Source organism: Pseudomonas lyxosi, assembly GCF_047758685.1.
Classification (GTDB): Bacteria; Pseudomonadota; Gammaproteobacteria; order Pseudomonadales; family Pseudomonadaceae; genus Aquipseudomonas; species Aquipseudomonas lyxosi.
On sequence record NZ_CP180481.1, the window covers coordinates 2,732,507 to 2,751,002 of the forward strand.

An 18,496-nucleotide genomic window follows, 5' to 3' on the forward strand; every position below is an offset into this window, starting at 1 on the left:
ATGCCTTGGGTCAACCAGTGTGGCAATGGGCTTGCGTCCTGGTTTGGTCGAGCGCAGAACCTGTGGCGAGGGAGCTTGCTCCCGCTCGGCTGCGAAGCAGTCGTAAAACCGGTAAATGCGGTGTGTCAGACAAAATGCATTTGCAGGTTTTGGGGTCGCTGCGCGACCCAGCGGGAGCAAGCTCCCTCGCCACAGAGTTCGGTGTGGTGCTTAGTGCTGCAGAATCTTGGCAAGGAAATGCTGCGTACGCTCGGCGCGGGCATTGATGTCGCCGAAGAACTCCTCTTTCTTGCAGTCTTCGATGATCTTGCCCTGATCCATGAAGATCACCCGGTCCGCCACTTTACGGGCGAAGCCCATTTCGTGGGTCACGCACATCATGGTCATGCCTTCGTGGGCCAGTTGCACCATCACGTCGAGTACTTCGTTGACCATTTCAGGGTCCAGCGCCGAGGTCGGTTCGTCGAACAGCATGACGATCGGGTCCATCGCCAGCGCACGGGCAATCGCCACACGCTGTTGCTGACCACCGGAGAGCTGGCCCGGATGCTTGTGAGCGTGAGCCGAGAGGCCTACGCGCTCAAGCAGTTGCAGGCCTTTCTTGGTGGCTTCTTCCTTGCTGCGGCCCAACACCTTGATCTGCGCGATAGTCAGGTTTTCGGTAATGGTCAGGTGCGGGAACAGTTCGAAATGCTGGAACACCATGCCAACGCGCGAACGCAGTTTCGGCAGGTCGGTCTTCGGGTTGGCAATGGAGGTGCCATCGACCACCACGTCGCCTTTCTGGAAGGGTTCCAGGGCGTTGACGCATTTGATCAGGGTGGATTTGCCGGAACCGGACGGCCCGCACACCACAATCACTTCGCCTTTTTTGACCTCGGTGCTGCAGTCAGTCAGTACCTGGAAGTCGCCATACCACTTGTTGACATTCTTGATAGAGATCATACGGCAAACCTTTTTTGCAGACGCTTGACCAGCAGCGAGGCGGCAAAGCTGATTGTGAAGTACGTGAGACCTGCAAAGATCAGGAACTCGTTGGAGCGACCGATGATGTCGCCACTGGCACGCGAGGCATTGAGGAAGTCCACCAGGCCGACCGCGTAGACCAGCGAGGTATCCTGAAACAGGATGATGCTCTGTTGCAGCAGCAGCGGGGTCATCTTGCGGAACGCTTGCGGCAGGATGATCAAACGCATCATCTGGCCATACGTCATGCCCAAGGCTTGGGCTGCGCCCATCTGGCCCTTGGAAATCGACTGCACGCCGGCCCGGACGATTTCGCAGAAGTACGCCGCTTCGAACATCATGAACGCCACGATGCAGGAGGCAAACGCGCCGATCGGGGTGTCTTCGCCGGTGATCCAGCGCAGTACGAACGGCACCGCCAGGTAGAACCAGGTGATGACCAGCAGCAGCGGAATCGAGCGGAAGTAGTTAACGTAGGCGCCGGCAATGTTCGACAGCAGTTTGCTGTGGGACAGGCGCATCAGCGCCAGGATCGTGCCGAGGATGATCCCGCCGACGACGCCCAGCGCCATCAGTTGCAGGGTCATGACCATGCCGTTCCACAAACCTGGCAGGGACGGGATGATGCCCGAGAAGTCGAATTCCATCATTTACCCCCTACGGAGATCAGGCCCGGTACGGCCACTTTCTTCTCGACCATGCGCATCAGCAGCATCAGGCCCATGTTCAGCGTGAAGTAGATCAGCGTTGCCAGGGTGAAGGCTTCGAACAGGTTGGCGGAAAACTCGGCGGTCTGTTTGGTCTGCGCGAGCAACTCCATCAGGCCGATCAGCGACGCGACGGAAGAGTTCTTGAACACGTTCAGGAATTCCGAGGTGAGCGGCGGAATGATGATCCGGTACGCCTGGGGCAGCAGCACGTTCCAGTAGATTTGCGGCAGCTTGAAGCCCATGGCGCGAGCGGCGGATTCCTGGCCGCGAGGCAGCGCCTGGATACCGGTACGCACTTGTTCGCAAACACGAGCGGCGGTGAACAAGCCCAGGCAGACGACGACGCTGAGGTAAGCCGAGGTGGTCGGATTGAGATCCTGCTTGTACCACTCTTGCAGGTCCGCAGGCAGCAGATCGGGCACCAGGAAGTACCAGATGAACAGCTGAACCAGTAGCGGCACGTTACGGAAGAGTTCGACGTAACAGGTCGCGATGCCCGATACGATGCGGTTCGGTACGGTGCGCATGACACCCAGAATCGAGCCCAGCAGCAGGGCAATGATCCAGGCCACGACGGCGATGGCGATGGTCCAGCCCAAACCGGCGACGTACCAGTCGAGATATGTCTCGCTGCCCACACCGGTGGACTTGAAGAACACGCCCCAGTCCCAGTTGTAATTCATTAGGGTCTCCCCTCAGATCGTTCGATGTACAAGTGCCCGCCTGGGGAAGCTCCGTTCCCGCCCGACCTTGACGGTCAGGCACACACGAGCGGCTCGATAGCCACCGGTTCGAGTGTTTCCAGAAATGCCAGCAGGGAGTGACTATCCCCCGAAAGGGCAGTGGCCCTCTCAGGAGATAAGGTTAGTCAGAAATCAGGATTTCTTTTCGTCAGCCGCTTTATCGGTCGGATTGGCGATCAGGGCCTTGAGCTCGTCGCTCATCGGGAACATCAGGTTCAGGTTTTTTGGCGGGATTGGCTGCATGAACCATTTTTCGTAGATCTTGTTGATCTCGCCCGATTTGTAGGTCGCGATGATCGCGTCGTCTACAGCCTTCTTGAACGGCTCGTCGCCCTTGCGGACCATGCAGCCGTAGATTTCATAGGACTGTGCAGTACCGGTCACGGCCCAATCGGTTGGCTTCTTGGCCTTGGCCATTTCACCGGCCAGCAAGGCGTCGTCCATCATGAAAGCCACGGCGCGGCCGCTTTCCAGCATGTTGAAGGACTCGCCGTGGTCTTTGGCGGAGATGACGTTCATGCCCATCTGCTTGTCGGCGTTCATCGACTTGAGGATGCGCTCGGACGTGGTGCCGGCGGTGGTCACGACGTTCTTGCCTTTCAGATCCGGGAAGTCTTTGTAAGGCGAATCTTTCTTGGCCAGCAGCTTGGTGCCGATTTCGAAGATGCCGACGGAGAAGTCAACTTGCTGCTGACGCTCGACGTTGTTGGTGGTGGAGCCGCACTCGACGTCCACGGTGCCGTTCTGCACCAGCGGGATACGGGTTTGCGAGGTCACCAGGTTGTACTTGACCTGGAGGTTCGGCATGTCCAGGTCTTTCTTGATGGCTTCAACGATTTTCAGCTGGATATCGTGGGAGTAGCCAACCGGTTTGCCGGAAGCATCCGCGATGTAGGAAAACGGAATGGAAGCGTCACGATGCCCGAGGGTGATAACGCCGGACTCTTTGATCTTCTTCAGGGTGCCGGTGAGTTCGGCGGCGAAAACTGGAGTGCTGATCAGAGCGGCAGCAATGGCTGCGCCCAGGAGATGGGGAACGATGCGCATCAAATTTTCCTCGACATTGTTTTTATATGGAGCCAGTTCATCGGCCCTTTTTGTGCTTCGAATGCTTGCCGGCTCCTGAAGGGTTGGCACAGCGTCATTCGTCCAAGAGTGTAGAGCATGACTCGTGCCAGGCCAGGCGGAATAGGTCAAATGATTGATTTATAAGGGTATTTAATATTTATGGCGAGATTTTTGATGTTGGAGAATCCGGTTAACCGAATCGACCGACAGGTCGCGTTCGGAAAACCGAATGGTGTTTGTGGCCGCTAACACCCTATTGGCCAGATAAGAGCCGGTGATCCTGCCGTTCATACGAGAATCAGCTTTCTTGGCTGACCGGCGTTTCATGCAGGTAGGTCCATTGGGCGTTGTGGTGATAGATGCCAATGATCGCCACCGAAACCCGTGAGCTCTCGCTTTGGTTTAGACGATGGGTTTCCTTGTAGCGGATCGCCACGCTGTTGCCTTCTTGCCATACCGTCTGCAGGTCGCTGATGACGATCTCCAGAGCTGGCTTGGCGCCGACCGCACCTTTGAACATCTGTTCGACCATCGCCCGGCTGACGATGGCGGCCGAAGTGGTGACCATGGTGAAGTGCTCGGCGAATGCTGACATCAGCGGCTCGAAAGCGGCCTGCCCCTCACCGTTTGCGTCGGTGAACAGGGTACGTATCAACGCGTGCACGTGATGAACGCTGTGGTGCGCCTGTTCAACTATTTTGCTGTGCATGACAGTCCTTTTTGAGTGTTCAACTGACTCAGTTGAAAGAGTGGAAACAGGCCCGCCAGCGCGGCGATGGCGAAGGTCACGTGGTAGGCCTGGGTGGTATCGAAATGCTTTAAAAGCAAGTTGAAAACCATCAGGAAGAGGGCAGCGCCGATGCTGAATGACATCTGTCGGTTGATGTTCCAGATGACACTGGCCTTGTGGGTGTCGCTGCCCTCAAAGTCCATCAATGACGTGGTTTGTGCTGTGTTGGCACCGATGCCGCCGCCGATCCCCATCAAGCTGTAGGCGATGACAATCATCCAAAGGTCTGACGGATTGTTCACCAGTAACAGGGTGGCAATGCCGGCACTGTGCAGCAGCATGCCGAGGGCAAACAGCCGCTTTGCTCCCATCCGGTTATAGACCCGGCCACAGATCAACATCGCGGTGAATGCGCCGATGGCGTACAGGATCATGAACATCCCTGTCAGTCGGGCGCTGAAGTGCAGGGTGTTTTGCAGGAAGAAGATGCTCATCAAGTTGACTCCGGTGAACACACCTGGAATCGCGTAATAGATAAAGATGGAGGTGCTGAGTTTTTTGCTTTTGAGCAGGCTCAGTTCAATGATCGGTTTTTTGCAGGTGCGGTAGTGCAACCCGTACAGCACGACGAAAGTAACGCCGGCCATGACGAAGAGGGCGGCTACCCATGCCGGAGCGTCGCCGCCATATAGCGACATGCCCATCAGTAGGCTGCCGAGTGCCGCGCTGACCAGCAGCAAGCCCTTGATGTCGGGTCTGGGCAAACTTGTCGGGCGCGCTTCGTTGATCCAGAACCAGGACAGCAAGGCCGCGATCAGCGAGTACGGGATGTTGCTGTAGAACACCCAGCGCCAGGAGCTGCTGTCGACGATGATGCCGCCGATGGTCGGTGAAATGGCGGGCGCTATCAGGGCAACGGCCATGACCAGTGTGGAGATTTTCGCCCGCTGCTCACCCTTGAACAGGTTGAACGTCAGCGCCTGGCCGACAGGAATCAACAGCCCGCCGCCAACCCCCTGGACGAAGCGCCAGATCACAAGCTCGTTGAAACTGTTGGCCAGCCCGCACATCCACACGGAAGCGGTGAATACGATCATCGAGGCGGTGAGGATTTCCCGGCTGCCAAAACGACCGGCCAGCCAAGTGCTGACCGGGATGATCAGCGTCAGCCCGAGAATATAAGCATTAGCCACCCAGGCAACGTCTGAAGTACTAACGTGCAACGCCGCCGATATACTGGGTAGTGCGACCGCGGACATAAAGATATTAATGCAGTCTATAAAAAAGCCGATCAGGAATATCAGCGCAACTTTGTAGCGATAGGTCATGTTGTTTCCCCTTTGTCGCAAAGCATAGGGGCGGTGGACTTGAACTGTCGATACGACTATTCTTGAAACAATGTTTGACGGGATTTAACAGTGAGCCATATTGCTATGCACACTCATCTTAATCGGGTCCAGACATTTCTGGCCGTGGTCGATTTTGGTTCCTATACCAAGGCCGCCAATTACCTGAGCATCAGTAAAGCCATGGCCAGCCTGCATGTCAAGGCGCTGGAGGACGTGCTGTCAGCGACGTTGTTGATTCGCAATACCCGAAATATCTCCCTCACTGAAATAGGTCAAGATTTTTATGAAGAGTTCAAAGGCATTGTCGCGGATATCGATAATGCCTTTGATAATGTATTGAAAGGGCATAATCGGGTGTCCGGTAAGTTGCGGTTTAGTTCCACCAGCGAATACGGTGAGGCGTATATTCTCCCGTTGATCCCGCAATTTATAGAGCACTACCCGGAAATAAAACTCAGTTATAACTTTAACTCGTCACTCAATGATCTGGTCACAGAAAAGTTAGACCTGGTTATCCGTCTAGGCAACTTGGCGGACTCGGCATTCAAGAGCCGTAAACTGGCGGATTATGAGATTGTCCTGGTGGCTACCAAGACGTTCCTAGCGCGTCACCCGGTGCAAAAACCTCAGGACCTGAATGCGGTGCCGTGGATTGCCAATAGCAACCTGCAGGCGCCCACTCAATGGACGCTGCGCCATCCGCAATCGGGGACGGTCGAGATCAACGGGATCAATCAGTTTGAATCCAATTCATCCACGGCCATCCGTTCCATGACGTTGTCGTCGCTAGGTGTTTCGGTGTTGCCCGCGTGGGTGGTCAAGGACGACATCACCAGCGAGCGGCTGATCCGCTTGTTACCCGACTATTCGCTGCCCTCTCAGTCAGTCAACGTGGTGTTCCCCAACAGCCCGCATTTGCCCCACAAATCGAGGGCGTTCATTGATTTCCTGTTGCTGCATCTGGCGCAGTAAGCACCTACAAAAAAGCCCCTGAATCGTGAGATTCAGGGGCTTTGCTTTAACTGGATTGCCGATCAGGCCGCTTCGATCTTGCTGCGGTTCTGCTCGACCTTGCTCAGGTAATCCGCCAGCTTCTGCTGTTCGGCCGGGGTAGTGAACAACCCCAGCTTGCTACGGCGCCACAGAATGTCATGCGCGGTGGTCGCCCACTCTTCGCTGCACAGGTAATCGACTTCCCGGGTGTAGAGCCCGCCGCCGATGTGTTCGCCCATATCGCCGAGATTCTGCACGCCTTCCAGCATGCGCCAGGTGCGGCTGCCGTAGGTGGTGGCCCAGCGGCGGGCGATTTCGGTCGGCACCCAGTCGAACTTGTCGCGGATCAAGGCGCACAAGGCTTGCGGGGTGGTCATGTCTTCGCCGCCCGGCAGGGTAGCGCTGGCGGTCCAGCTCGGCTTGATGTCCTTGAAGTACGGAGCCAGTTGCGCAAGTGCCGACTCGGCCAGTTTGCGGTAGGTGGTCAGCTTGCCGCCGAACACCGACAACAGCGGCGCTTCTTCGCCAGTGCCCGATAGCGCCAGGGTGTAGTCGCGAGTGACCGCCGACGGGTTGTCGGATTCGTCGTTGCACAGTGGGCGAACACCGGAATAGCTGTGCAGGATATCGTCGCGGCTGATGCGTTTCTTGAAATGGGAGTTGACCACTTTCAACAGGTAATCGGTTTCGCCTTCGGTGATCGCAACTGCAGCCGGATCGCCGGTGTACTCGCGGTCGGTGGTGCCGATCAGGGTGAAGTGGTTCAGGTACGGAATGGTGAAGACGATGCGCTGATCTTCGTTTTGCAGAATGTGCGCGTGTTCGCCTTCGTACAGCTTCGGCACGATCAGGTGACTGCCCTGAATCAGGCGGATGCCGTACGGCGATTCCATCTTCAGGTCGTCACGAATGAACTTGGCGACCCATGGGCCGGCGGCGTTTACCAGTGCCTTGGCGCGGATCGAAAACAGACTGCCATCGGCGCGTTCCAGATGCAGGTGCCACATTCCCTTGGTGCGACGGGCGCTGACGCAGCGGGTCTGGGTGTGAACGTGGGCGCCTTTTTCGCGGGCGGCCATGGCGTTCAGGACCACCAGACGGGCATCGTCGACCCAGCAATCTGAATATTCGAAGCCTTTGGTGATTTCGCTTTTCAGCGGGCTGTCCGGACCGAACTTCAGGCTTTTCGAGCCTTCGAGTTTTTCCCGCTTGCCGAGGTGGTCATAAAGGAACAGGCCGGCGCGGATCATCCACGCCGGACGCAGGTGCGGGCGGTGCGGCAGCACGAAGCGCATCTGCTTGACGATGTGCGGGGCCTTGGCCAGCAGCACTTCGCGTTCGGCCAGGGCTTCGCGCACCAGACGGAATTCGTAATGTTCAAGGTACCGCAAGCCACCGTGGATCAGCTTGCTGCTGGCTGACGAGGTGTGGCTGGCCAGGTCGTCTTTTTCGCACAGAAACACCGAAAGACCGCGACCGGCGGCATCCGCTGCGATCCCTACGCCATTGATCCCGCCACCGATGACGGCGATATCGTAGATCTCAGCGAGAGGGGGCGTAGGCAAGGTAGAAGTGGGCATCGGCTAGCCTCGGGCTTTTATGATTTTCGGTATTGGAATTCGAACATTAATGTTCATTTGCGAAAATGGTAGCCCATAAAGTCGCCCACAGCCAGTTAACTTCGATTGAAAATACTGATCGAAGGGCCGAGAAAGGAAAATTTTCGAACATTAAAAGCAAAAGATCGCAGCCTCCGGCAGCTCCTACAGGGGTGAGTGAACCTGTAGGGGCTGCCGAAGGCTGCGATCTTTAGAGGCTGAAAGCCTTAAACGACTTCCAGCCGAATCTTGTGCTGACTCAACAACTGCGCCAACGCCGGCACAGGTTGCTGATCGGTGACCAGGCAATCAATCAAGCTGATCGGTCCCAGACGAATCATGGCGTTGCGCCCGAATTTGCTGGAGTCAGCCGCGAGGATGACCTGCCGGGCATTGGCGATGATCGCCTGGGACACCCGAACTTCCTGATAGTCGAAGTCCAGCAGACTGCCGTCTTCATCGATACCGCTGATGCCGACCAGGGCGAAATCAACCTTGAACTGGTTAATGAAGTCGACACTGGCCTGACCGACCACACCACCGTCACGCCGCACATTGCCACCCGTCAGCAGGACATCGAAGTCGTCCTTGGCGCTGAGCATCGAAGCCACATGCAGGTTGTTGGTGATGATCTTCAGGTGATTGTGATTGAGCAACGCCCGGGCGATGGATTCGGTGGTGGTGCCGATATTGATGAACAGCGAGGCGTGATCGGGGATTTGAGCCGCAATGGCTTCACCGATACGCTGTTTTTCATCACGCATCTGGTCGGCACGCATGGCGTAGGCGGTGTTTTCGACGCTGGAATCGTAGGCTGCGCCGCCGTGGTAGCGACGCAACAAATTAGCTTCCGCAAGCTGATTGATATCGCGGCGGATGGTTTGCGGTGTAACGACGAACAGCGTAGCCATTTCCTCGATGCTGACATAGCCGCGTTCGCGGACCAGTTCGAGGATTTGCTGCTGACGGGGAGGCAGATTCATGGGGCTTCCTTTGGGCTGCCGTGCAAAATTTGCCCATGATGCCGCAGGAATCTGCTCCCGACCAGTTACAACCCTGCTGTTGGCTTATTCAGCGCCTTCATGCGGTTCCCAGTCGCGGGTGCGGCTGACGGCTTTTTTCCAGCCGGCGTAGAGTTTTTCCTTCGCGGTTTCGTCCAGGGTCGGTTCGAATTCGCGCTCGATCACCGCCTTGCCGCGCAACTCATCCAGGCTGCCCCAGAAGCCACACGCCAGACCGGCCAGGTAAGCCGCTCCGAGTGCGGTGGTTTCGCGCATTTGCGGACGCTCGACCTGAGTGCCGAGGATGTCGGCCTGGAACTGCATCAGGAAGTTGTTCGCCACCGCACCGCCGTCCACACGCAGGGATTTCAAGCGTTCGCCGGAATCCTGTTGCATGGCATCCAGAACGTCGCGGGTCTGGTAGGCAATCGACTCCAGGGCTGCACGAATGATGTGATCCACGCGTACGCCGCGAGTCAGACCGAACAGCGCGCCACGGGCATACGGGTCCCAGTACGGCGCGCCCAGGCCGGTAAAGGCTGGCACCAGGTACACGCCGTTGCTGTCCTTGACCTTGTTGGCGAAGTACTCGGTGTCGTGGGCGTCGTTGATGATCTTCAGTTCGTCACGCAGCCACTGAACGGTCGAACCGCCGTTGAACACCGCACCTTCCAGCGCGTAAGCCACTTCGCCGCGCGGGCCGCACGCGATGGTGGTCAACATGCCGTGCTTGGATTTCACGGCTTTGTCGCCGGTGTTCATCAGCAGGAAGCAGCCAGTGCCGTAGGTGTTTTTCGCCTGGCCTGGCTCGACGCACATCTGGCCGAACAGGGCGGCCTGTTGGTCACCGGCGATACCGCCGATGGCAATGCCGCTTTTGGTGTGGCCATAAATTTCGGACGAGGATTTAACTTCCGGCAGCATCTCGCGCGGAATATCCAGCACCTCCAACATCTTCGCGTCCCACTCCAGCGTGTGGATGTTGAAGAGCATGGTGCGCGAGGCGTTGGTGTAGTCGGTGACGTGCACTTTGCCGCCGGTAAATTTCCAGATCAGCCAGCTGTCGATGGTGCCGAACAACAGCTCGCCTTTGCGCGCACGTTCGCGGCTGCCTTCGACGTTGTCGAGGATCCACTTGAGCTTGGTGCCGGAGAAGTACGGGTCGGTAACCAGGCCGGTGGTTTCGCTGATGTATTGCTCGTGACCGTCGCGTTTGAGCTGCTGGCAGATCTCGGTGCTGCGGCGGCACTGCCAGACGATCGCGTTGTAGATCGGGCGGCCGGTGGTCTTGTCCCAGACCACGGTGGTTTCGCGCTGGTTGGTGATGCCGATGGCCGCAACCTGGTCGTGATGCAGGCCGGCTTGAGCCAGGGCCTCGACCATCACGGCGCTTTGAGTGGCGAAGATTTCCATCGGGTCGTGTTCGACCCAACCGGCTTGCGGGTAATGCTGTGCGAATTCGCGCTGGGCGGTGCAGACCACATTCGCGTCGCGATCGAAAATGATCGCGCGGGAGCTGGTCGTACCCTGATCGAGGGCAATGATGTAGTTCTTATTCTGAGTGTCGGTCATGTCGATTGCCTTGGACGAAAAAAGGGAGTGAGGTCCGGCGCGTGATCTTATGGGCAGGATCACACGCCAACGGTATCAAGAAGTTCTTGGTTTGCCGTCAATGGCCGGTGCTGCGTCCTTTGTAGCAGGTAGGGCGCTGGGCAGATGACGGGCAATCAGCCCGCGATACGCTGCAGCACCGAGGCAGGCACCGACAATCGGTGCAAAAATCGGAATCAGGAAGTACGGGATATCGCGCCCGCCGGTGAAGGAAATTTCACCCCAGCCAGCGAAGAAAGTCATCAGTTTAGGACCGAAGTCGCGCGCCGGGTTCATCGCAAAACCGGTCAGCGGCCCCATCGAACTACCAATCACGGCAATCAGCAGGCCGATCAGCAGCGGAGCGAGCGGACCCTTTGGCAAGCCATTGTTGTCGTCGGTCAGGGACATGATCACGCCCATCAGGATGGCAGTGATGATCACTTCAACCAGGAAGGCTTGGGCTGTGGACAAGACCGGGTTGGGGAAGGTGGAAAACACCGACGCCAATTCGAGGCTGGCCTGAGTACCACGAACCATATGGTGAGTTTGTTCGTAATCGAAGAATAAATTGCTGTACAGCGTGTAAACCAACAACGCTCCACAGAAGGCGCCAGCGATCTGGGCGAGAATATAAAAAGGCAGTTTGCGCTTTTCGAAGTCAGCGAAAATGCTCAGGGCAATGCTGACGGCGGGATTGAGATGAGCCCCGGAAACGCCGGCGGCCAGGTAGATCGCCATGCTCACGCCGACCCCCCAGATGATGCTGATTTCCCAAAGGCCGAAGCTGGCGCCCGCGACCTTGAGCGCGGCAACACAACCTGTACCAAAAAATATCAGCAGCGCAGTGCCCAGGAATTCGGCCATGCATTGGCTTGAGAGAGACGGTTGTTGTAAAGCAGTTGTCATTGAAAACCTCATTTTTGTTGTTGTCTGGCGCTTTTGCATCATGGTCAAAAGCGCGATTTTCACCGAGGCAGGATCCCCATCCTGTTCTCGGCCTGCTGCTGGGTGCTGCGATAGGAACATTTCGTACAGTATTCAGATTCGAAAAAATATAGACAAGAAACGCTGCTGTCAAAGGTCGAAAGTGAACCGTCAGTCACAATCGAACTATTAGTCACGTGAATGACCGCATCGTTCACGCGGCAGACTGAAGGTGGACGAACGGCATAAGGCGCCGCCAAGCCTTTGAAATAGCGCCGCAATAGAGCCTTTTATTGATCGATGACCTAGAATCCAGCGCAGTATTTTTCTTCTGCCGCCCAGTCTGGAGCTGTCATGACCCCCGCATTGGATTTGTTGAAAAAAGTTCGTGCCGAACATCGCGTGCACAGTTACGAACATGATCCGAAGGCATCGTCCTACGGGCTGGAGGCCGCGGAGAAGCTGGGGCTGGATCCGGCGCAGGTGTTCAAGACCTTGCTGGCGGCGAGCGAGAAAGGTGAATTGCTGGTGGCCGTGGTGCCGGTCGTCGGAAGTCTGGACTTAAAGGGCCTGGCGCATGCTGCGGGCGTGAAAAAAGTCGAAATGGCCGATCCTGCCGCTGCGCAACGATCCACCGGTTACCTCTTGGGTGGGATCAGTCCGCTGGGACAGAAAAAGCGTTTGCGCACCTTTATCGATAATTCGGCTCAGCCCTTCGCCAGCATTTTTGTCAGCGCGGGGCGACGAGGGTTGGAAGTCGAATTGGCCCCCGCGGTGCTGGCCGAGCATACCCAGGCGAAGTTCGCTGATATCGGCCGTGTCTGACGCGGACTATCAGCCCGGCGCTGTATGGTGCAAATTTACGGGCTCTGTCACTGGTGCCGGGTTGTCGGCAGCTTCATGCTCCGTGGCCTGACAAAGGGAGAAGGTTATGCAGCTTGAGTTTCATCAGGTCGATGCGTTCAGTGATCGGCCGTTCAGTGGCAACCCGGCGATGGTCTATCGCCTCGATGCCTGGCTTGCCGATGAGTTGATGCAGAAGATCGCCGCCGAGCACAACCTCGCCGAAACCGCTTTCGTGGTTCGCGAAGGGCAGGGCTGGCACATCCGCTGGTTTACCCCGACCACCGAAGTGCCGTTGTGCGGTCATGCAACCCTGGCCAGCGCTTACGTTCTGTTTGAAATCTACAAAGAGCCGGTCGAGCGCCTGGACTTCGTCTGCAAGTCCGGCCCGCTGAGTGTGAGCCGTGAGGGTGAGCGCTTGTGGCTGGATTTCCCGGCGCTCATTCCGTCGGAAGTGGGCGTGACCCTGGACGTCGAGCGCGCGCTCGGTGTGGAAGCGGTTGATGTGCTGGGGTCGAACGAGTTGTTCGTGGTGCTGGAATCCGAGCAGGCGGTGCTCGAATGTCAGCCGGACATGGCGGCGCTGGCGAAGCTGCCTTGGCCAGGAGCAATTGTCACGGCCAGGGGCAGCCAGCATGATTTTGTTTCCCGTTACTTCGCACCGGCGATCGGCATCAACGAAGACCCGGTGACCGGTTCGACCCATTGCAGCCTGATTCCGTACTGGTCGAAACGTTTGGGCAAGTCGAGCCTGACGGCTTGTCAGCGTTCGGCTCGAGGCGGGGAGTTGTTCTGTCGGCTGGAAGGGGATCGGGTGAAAATCGGCGGGAATGCGACGCTCGTTGCAAGCGGAACGCTAATGCTGGGTTAAACGAACACCCAATGTGGGAGCTCGCTCCCACATTTTATTGTGTGTGCTTAGTGGGCGCTGCTGTAGCGGCGCACGCCGGATTCGACGACCGGAATCTGCGCCGCCGTACTGCCCGATGCCTGAAACAGCACCAGGTGTTCAGCCGCGACACGAATGCCGACCTCTGAACCCACCTGATGATCGGCATGGCTCGGGAAAATCGATTCCAGCTGCGCGCCGGTCGGCAACTGCAAGCGATACAAGGTGGACGCACCCTGGAAAGACTTGCCGACAATCCGCGCCTTCAGCGTGCTGTCCGGTGCATAAACGATATCGTCCGGACGCAGCAACACATCCACCGCACCGCCAACCGGCCAGGTGTAGGCACGATTACCGCGTAACTCACCCAGTTCGGTCTGCACCGACTCGGGGCTACTCAGCTGACCGCGAATGAAATAACCCTGACCAATGAAGCTGGCCACAAACGGTGTCAGCGGTTCGTGATACAGGTTGTAGGGCGTGTCCCACTGCTCCAGGCGACCCTCCTTGAAAACCCCCACATGGTCGCTCACAGCGAAGGCTTCTTCCTGGTCGTGGGTCACCAGAATCGCGCTGGTGCCACGGGCCTTGAGGATGTCGCGCACTTCATGGCTGAGCTTGCGTCGCAGCTCGCCATCAAGGTTCGAAAAGGGTTCGTCGAGCAGCAGCAGTTGCGGTTCGGGCGCCAGGGCGCGGGCCAGTGCGACGCGCTGCTGTTGACCACCGGACAGCTCATGCGGGAAGCGCTTGCCGAGGTTTTTCAGGTTGACCAGTTCGAGCAACTCTTCGGTGACGCGATCCTTTTGCGGATGCTTGCGGATCCCGAAGGCGATGTTCTCGGCCACGCTCAGGTGCGGAAACAGTGCGTAATCCTGGAACACCATGCCGATCCGGCGTTTCTCCGGAGCAAGGGTGAAACCGGCGCGGGAGATTGTCTCGCCCGCCAACTGGATTTCACCTTCGTGTACCGGTTCGAAACCGGCAATCGCCCGCAGGGTAGTGGTTTTTCCGCAACCCGAAGAACCCAGCAAGCAGCCGATGTCGCCGGCATTCAAATGCAGGTTGAGGTTCTGCACGACGCGCTGGTCTTGATAGCCGCAGGCGAGGTTGCGCAGGTTCAGCAGTAATGGATGGCTCATGCGTGGTGGTACGCCGGTTCGACGAGAAATTCGAGCAGGGCCTTTTGTGCGTGAAGACGGTTTTCGGCTTGATCCCATGCGACGGAGCGCTTGTCATCGAGCAGGTCGACGCTGATTTCCTCGCCACGGTGGGCCGGCAGGCAGTGCATGAACAGCACGTCCGGTGCGGCCAGGTCGAGCAGGGCGCGGTTGACCTGGAATGGCGCGAACAGTTTAAGGCGTTTGGCGGTTTCCTCTTCCTGGCCCATGGAGGTCCAGACGTCGGTGCTGACCAGGTGGGCGCCGCGTACGGCATCCTTCGGATCGCGGACGATGGTGACCCGATCACCGGCCTTGGCCACGAATTCAGGATTGGGCTCAAAGCCTTCCGGGCACGCGATACGCAACTGGAAGTCGAACTGGATCGCCGCTTCTATATAGCTGTTGCACATGTTGTTGCCGTCGCCGATCCAGGCCACGGTTTTGCCCTGGATCGAGCCGCGGTGTTCGAGGAACGTCTGCATGTCTGCCAGCAACTGGCACGGGTGCAGGTCATCGGACAGGCCGTTGATCAGCGGGACGCGCGAATTGGCGGCGAATTCGGTCAGTGTGCTGTGGGAAAACGTACGGATCATCACCGCATCGAGCATGCTCGACATGACAATGGCGGCATCGCCGATCGGCTCGCCACGGCCCAGCTGCGTATCGCGCGGCGACAGGAAGATCGCCTGGCCGCCCAGCTGGATCATGCCGGCTTCGAACGAAATACGGGTGCGGGTCGAGGACTTCTCGAAAATCATCCCGAGCACGCGGTTTTTCAGAGGCTCGAACAGTACGCCGCGGTTACGCAGGTCTTTGAGCTCAACGCCTCGACGGATCACGCTGACCAGCTCTTCGGGCGTGCAATCCATCAGGGAGAGAAAGTGCCTTGCGCTCATCATTGACTACCTTTTTGCAACAGACCGCAGATACTCAAAGCCTTGTTTAACTGAAAAACGGGCGAGACCTGCGGCGTAAGCCGCACGGGGCGACGAAATAGGGGAAGGCGCGATCTTATAATTAAATGTCGCGTCTTACCAATAGGGCTACGGTTTTTAGGGGAGTTCAGAGGGGCTACGGGATGACCGCAGTAGCGCTTTTGAAGCCTGTTTCCTGACAGCAGCCCGTCATTTGTACACTGGGGTCGCGGGGCTTTGCAATCAAACGGGGCGGGGAAGGCGCAGCAACGGTCGGTTTCTGACCTGTCATTCGAAACATTTGTACTCAGGATTGAGGGATGTGTCTGGTCTGAAACATTTGCTAATGCAAGGTGGCGGGTTATAACTAACGCACGAACGACGCAGGAAGCCTTCGGAATGGAATCGAAAGAACGACAGTTAATGGAATTACTCGGCCTCACGGCTCGCTCGCTGACCCACCTCACCGCGTCCATGACCTCGATGTCCTTCGAGTTGATGCGCAGTGAAGACGAAGTGACCAAGGCCGCCGGCCGGCGGATGATCGACCGCATGGCAACCATCAGCACCGGGCTCGACGAGCACTGGCGGCTGATCGGCGAACTCACCGGTGTTCATGTTGCTCAAGAGCAGATCGAAACCATCCAGGAGATCCAGTTGCAGGCGCCGCCGAGGCTGCCGCCGAACTGATCCCCAACGGTCATCGGCTGGCCTGATGGCCGCCGATTCACAAGACGAACGTCGCTGGCGCAGCAGTGGATCAGGCGCCATAGTTTTGTTCCCGCGGCCGATATTGCCCGCCCAGAACAAGACAGAGACTGGCCATGACCAAGACTCTCCATCACCGTGCGTGCCACTTGTGCGAAGCCATCTGCGGCCTGACCATCGAAACCACCGAAGCCGAAGGCGCGGTGCAGATCACGTCGATCAAGGGTGACGCTCAGGATACATTCAGCCGCGGGCACATCTGCCCCAAGGCTGTTGCCTTACAAGATATTCAGAATGATCCAGATCGTTTGCGACAGCCGATGCTACGTGTCGGCAGTGAATGGCAACCCATCGAGTGGGAAGACGCCTTCAACCTTGTAGCCGAACGTCTGGCGGCGATTCAAGAGCGTCATGGGCAAAACGCGGTGGCGGTCTATCAAGGCAACCCCAGCGTGCACAACTATGGGCTGATGACCCACAGCAATTACTTTCTCGGCCTGTTGAAAACCCGCAACCGGTTTTCCGCGACCTCGGTCGATCAGTTGCCTCATCACCTGACCAGCCATTTGATGTACGGCCACGGTTTGCTGTTGCCGATTCCGGACATCGATCACACCGATTTCATGCTGATCCTCGGCGGTAATCCGCTGGCCTCCAACGGCAGCATCATGACCGTGCCGGATGTGGAGAAGCGCTTGAAGGCTATACAGGCCCGCGGCGGCAAAGTGGTGGTGGTCGATCCGCGCCGCAGCGAAACCGCGGCGATTGCCGACCAGCATCTGTTCGTGCGCCCCGGTGGCGATGCCGCGTTGTTGTTCGGACTGCTCAATACCTTGTTCGCTGAAGGCCTGACCCGCGACAGTCATTTGCCGGTGGACGGTCTGGATGAGGTGCGGGAGGCGGTCGCGAATTTCACCGCCGAGGCCATGAGCCCACTGTGCGCAGTACCCGCCGAACAGATCCGCCAACTGGCGCGGGACTTTGCGGCGGCGCCGACGGCGGTCTGTTACGGCCGCATGGGTGTCTCGACCCAGGCGTTCGGCACCTTGTGTCATTGGGTTGTGCAACTGATCAACCTGGTCACCGGTAATCTCGATCGCGTAGGAGGGGCGTTGTGCACCGAACCTGCGGTGGACCTGGTGGCGTCCACCTCGGGTGGGCATTTCAATCTGTGGCAGAGTCGGGTCTCCGGGCGTCCTGAATATGGTGGAGAATTGCCGGTCTCGGCGCTGGCCGAAGAGATGCTTACCGAAGGGGAAGGGCAGGTCCGCGCGCTGATTACCGTGGCGGGTAATCCGGTGCTGTCGACGCCCAATGGCCGACAACTGGAACAGGCTCTGGACGGTTTGGAGTTCATGGTCAGCATCGACCTGTACATCAATGAAACCACGCGTTATGCCGACCTGATTCTGCCGTCCACCTCGGCCCTGGAAAACGATCACTACGACACCACATTCAACATGTTTGCGGTGCGCAACGTCAGTCGGTTCAACCGCGCGATCCTGGCCAAGCCCGAAGGTGCGTTGCATGACTGGGAGATTTTCGTGGGGCTGGCCAAGGCCTTTGCTGAGAAGACTGGCAAAGCATTGAAACCCACCGTCGCTCCGGCGCAGATGATTGATCATGGCTTGCGGATGGGACTGTATGGCGATGCTTCGGAGCACAAGCTATCGCTGGCGACGTTGTTTGATCACCCTCACGGTGTCGATCTTGGGGCATTGAAATCCAATCTGGCTCCCCGTCTGAAAACGGCTAATCAGCGAGTCCTGGCAGCGCCTGCCGTGATCCTTGCTGACCTCGCCCGCTTTGCAGCCTTGCAAGCACCAGCGGCCGATGAGTTGCTGATGATTGGCCGTCGTCATGTGCGCAGCAACAACTCGTGGATGCACAACTATCACCGCCTGGTGAAGGGCAAGCCGCGCCATCAATTGCTGATGCACCCGGATGACCTCGCCAGCCGTGGGCTCAACGACGGGCAGCGCGTGCGGGTCAGTTCGCGGGTCGGTGAGATCGAAGTTGAAGTGCTCAGCAGTCTGGATATGATGAAAGGTGTGGTCAGTCTTCCTCACGGTTGGGGCCATGCGCGGCCGGGCGTGCAGATGACCATTGCCAGTGGTCAGCCGGGTTCCAGCGCCAATGACTTGACCGACGAGTGTCAGCTCGATGAGTTGTCGGGCAATGCCGCATTGAACGGTGTGCCAGTGACCGTGGCGGCGGCTTGATCAAGTCTGTCGGGGAGACCGAGCAGGGTGCTCGGGTTTCCGTTACAATGCGCCACCGTGCCGACCCCTGAGTCGGAAAGTTCAG

At 57.9% G+C, this 18,496-nt stretch carries 16 protein-coding genes and 1 pseudogene; 5 read left to right on the plus strand and 12 right to left on the minus strand.

From position 1 onward, the window contains the following. Positions 1-210: 210 nt before the first annotated feature. From ACMXYI_RS12570 to ACMXYI_RS12595, 6 genes and pseudogenes are all read right to left on the minus strand, one after another. Positions 211-945: an amino acid ABC transporter ATP-binding protein gene (locus ACMXYI_RS12570; RefSeq protein ID WP_415773444.1), complete on the minus strand. Its 735-nt coding sequence runs from the start codon at positions 943-945 to the stop codon at positions 211-213. Further along, positions 942-1,613, minus strand: coding sequence for an amino acid ABC transporter permease (locus ACMXYI_RS12575; RefSeq protein WP_033053683.1), 672 nt, complete (start codon positions 1,611-1,613; stop codon positions 942-944). Before ACMXYI_RS12575 ends, ACMXYI_RS12570 begins: the two co-directional genes overlap by 4 nt. Beyond that, positions 1,613-2,359, minus strand: coding sequence for an amino acid ABC transporter permease (locus ACMXYI_RS12580; protein WP_095132564.1), 747 nt, complete (start codon positions 2,357-2,359; stop codon positions 1,613-1,615). The genes ACMXYI_RS12575 and ACMXYI_RS12580 overlap by 1 nt, the downstream gene beginning before the upstream one ends. A gap of 192 nt (positions 2,360-2,551) precedes the next feature. Further along, positions 2,552-3,466 (minus strand): glutamate/aspartate ABC transporter substrate-binding protein, encoded by a 915-nt coding sequence (locus ACMXYI_RS12585; protein WP_415773445.1) that lies wholly within the window; start codon positions 3,464-3,466, stop codon positions 2,552-2,554. Positions 3,467-3,785: 319 nt separating this feature from the next. Then, on the minus strand, positions 3,786-4,196 hold the full coding sequence (locus ACMXYI_RS12590) for a DUF4440 domain-containing protein (protein WP_415773446.1): 411 nt from the start codon (positions 4,194-4,196) through the stop codon (positions 3,786-3,788). Further along, positions 4,177-5,545 (minus strand): annotated as a pseudogene (locus ACMXYI_RS12595) (MFS transporter). Before ACMXYI_RS12595 ends, ACMXYI_RS12590 begins: the two are co-directional and overlap by 20 nt. A gap of 105 nt (positions 5,546-5,650) precedes the next feature. Between ACMXYI_RS12595 and ACMXYI_RS12600 the strand changes: the two are divergent. After that, complete coding sequence (locus tag ACMXYI_RS12600) at positions 5,651-6,538, plus strand: LysR family transcriptional regulator (protein ID WP_415773892.1); 888 nt, start codon at positions 5,651-5,653, stop codon at positions 6,536-6,538. Between the two features lie 62 nt (positions 6,539-6,600). Here ACMXYI_RS12600 and glpD read toward each other — a convergent pair whose 3' ends face one another. From glpD to ACMXYI_RS12620, 4 genes are all read right to left on the minus strand, one after another. Beyond that, positions 6,601-8,139: a glycerol-3-phosphate dehydrogenase gene (glpD, locus tag ACMXYI_RS12605; protein ID WP_415773447.1), complete on the minus strand. Its 1,539-nt coding sequence runs from the start codon at positions 8,137-8,139 to the stop codon at positions 6,601-6,603. Positions 8,140-8,384: 245 nt separating this feature from the next. Further along, entirely contained in the window at positions 8,385-9,140 is a 756-nt protein-coding gene (locus ACMXYI_RS12610; protein ID WP_007916700.1) for a DeoR/GlpR family transcriptional regulator, read from the minus strand. An 84-nt stretch (positions 9,141-9,224) separates the two neighbouring features. After that, a complete protein-coding gene (glpK, locus tag ACMXYI_RS12615) occupies positions 9,225-10,730 on the minus strand; it encodes a glycerol kinase GlpK (protein ID WP_129438040.1) in 1,506 nt (501 codons plus the stop codon). A 75-nt stretch (positions 10,731-10,805) separates the two neighbouring features. Beyond that, the gene (locus ACMXYI_RS12620) at positions 10,806-11,657 is read right to left on the minus strand and encodes an MIP/aquaporin family protein (protein ID WP_415773893.1); all 852 of its coding nucleotides are present in this window, start codon (positions 11,655-11,657) and stop codon (positions 10,806-10,808) included. 372 nt (positions 11,658-12,029) lie between these two features. On the opposite strand from ACMXYI_RS12620, the gene ybaK reads away from it, so the two are divergent. Then, positions 12,030-12,500, plus strand: coding sequence for a Cys-tRNA(Pro) deacylase (gene ybaK / locus ACMXYI_RS12625; protein WP_415773449.1), 471 nt, complete (start codon positions 12,030-12,032; stop codon positions 12,498-12,500). Positions 12,501-12,606: 106 nt separating this feature from the next. Next, a complete protein-coding gene (locus ACMXYI_RS12630; protein WP_415773450.1) occupies positions 12,607-13,389 on the plus strand; it encodes a PhzF family phenazine biosynthesis protein in 783 nt (260 codons plus the stop codon). A 47-nt stretch (positions 13,390-13,436) separates the two neighbouring features. Here ACMXYI_RS12630 and ACMXYI_RS12635 read toward each other — a convergent pair whose 3' ends face one another. Together ACMXYI_RS12635 and argF are read right to left on the minus strand one after the other, a co-directional pair. After that, positions 13,437-14,546 (minus strand): ABC transporter ATP-binding protein, encoded by a 1,110-nt coding sequence (locus tag ACMXYI_RS12635; RefSeq protein WP_033057464.1) that lies wholly within the window; start codon positions 14,544-14,546, stop codon positions 13,437-13,439. After that, a complete protein-coding gene (gene argF, locus ACMXYI_RS12640) occupies positions 14,543-15,463 on the minus strand; it encodes an ornithine carbamoyltransferase (RefSeq protein ID WP_129438034.1) in 921 nt (306 codons plus the stop codon). Before argF ends, ACMXYI_RS12635 begins: the two co-directional genes overlap by 4 nt. Positions 15,464-15,880: 417 nt before the next feature. Between argF and ACMXYI_RS12645 the strand changes: the two genes are divergently transcribed. Together ACMXYI_RS12645 and ACMXYI_RS12650 are read left to right on the plus strand one after the other, a co-directional pair. After that, a complete protein-coding gene (locus ACMXYI_RS12645) occupies positions 15,881-16,171 on the plus strand; it encodes a hypothetical protein (protein ID WP_008155590.1) in 291 nt (96 codons plus the stop codon). Positions 16,172-16,305: 134 nt separating this feature from the next. Next, positions 16,306-18,411, plus strand: coding sequence for a molybdopterin oxidoreductase family protein (locus ACMXYI_RS12650; protein ID WP_415773452.1), 2,106 nt, complete (start codon positions 16,306-16,308; stop codon positions 18,409-18,411). The last annotated feature ends 85 nt before the right edge of the window (positions 18,412-18,496 follow it).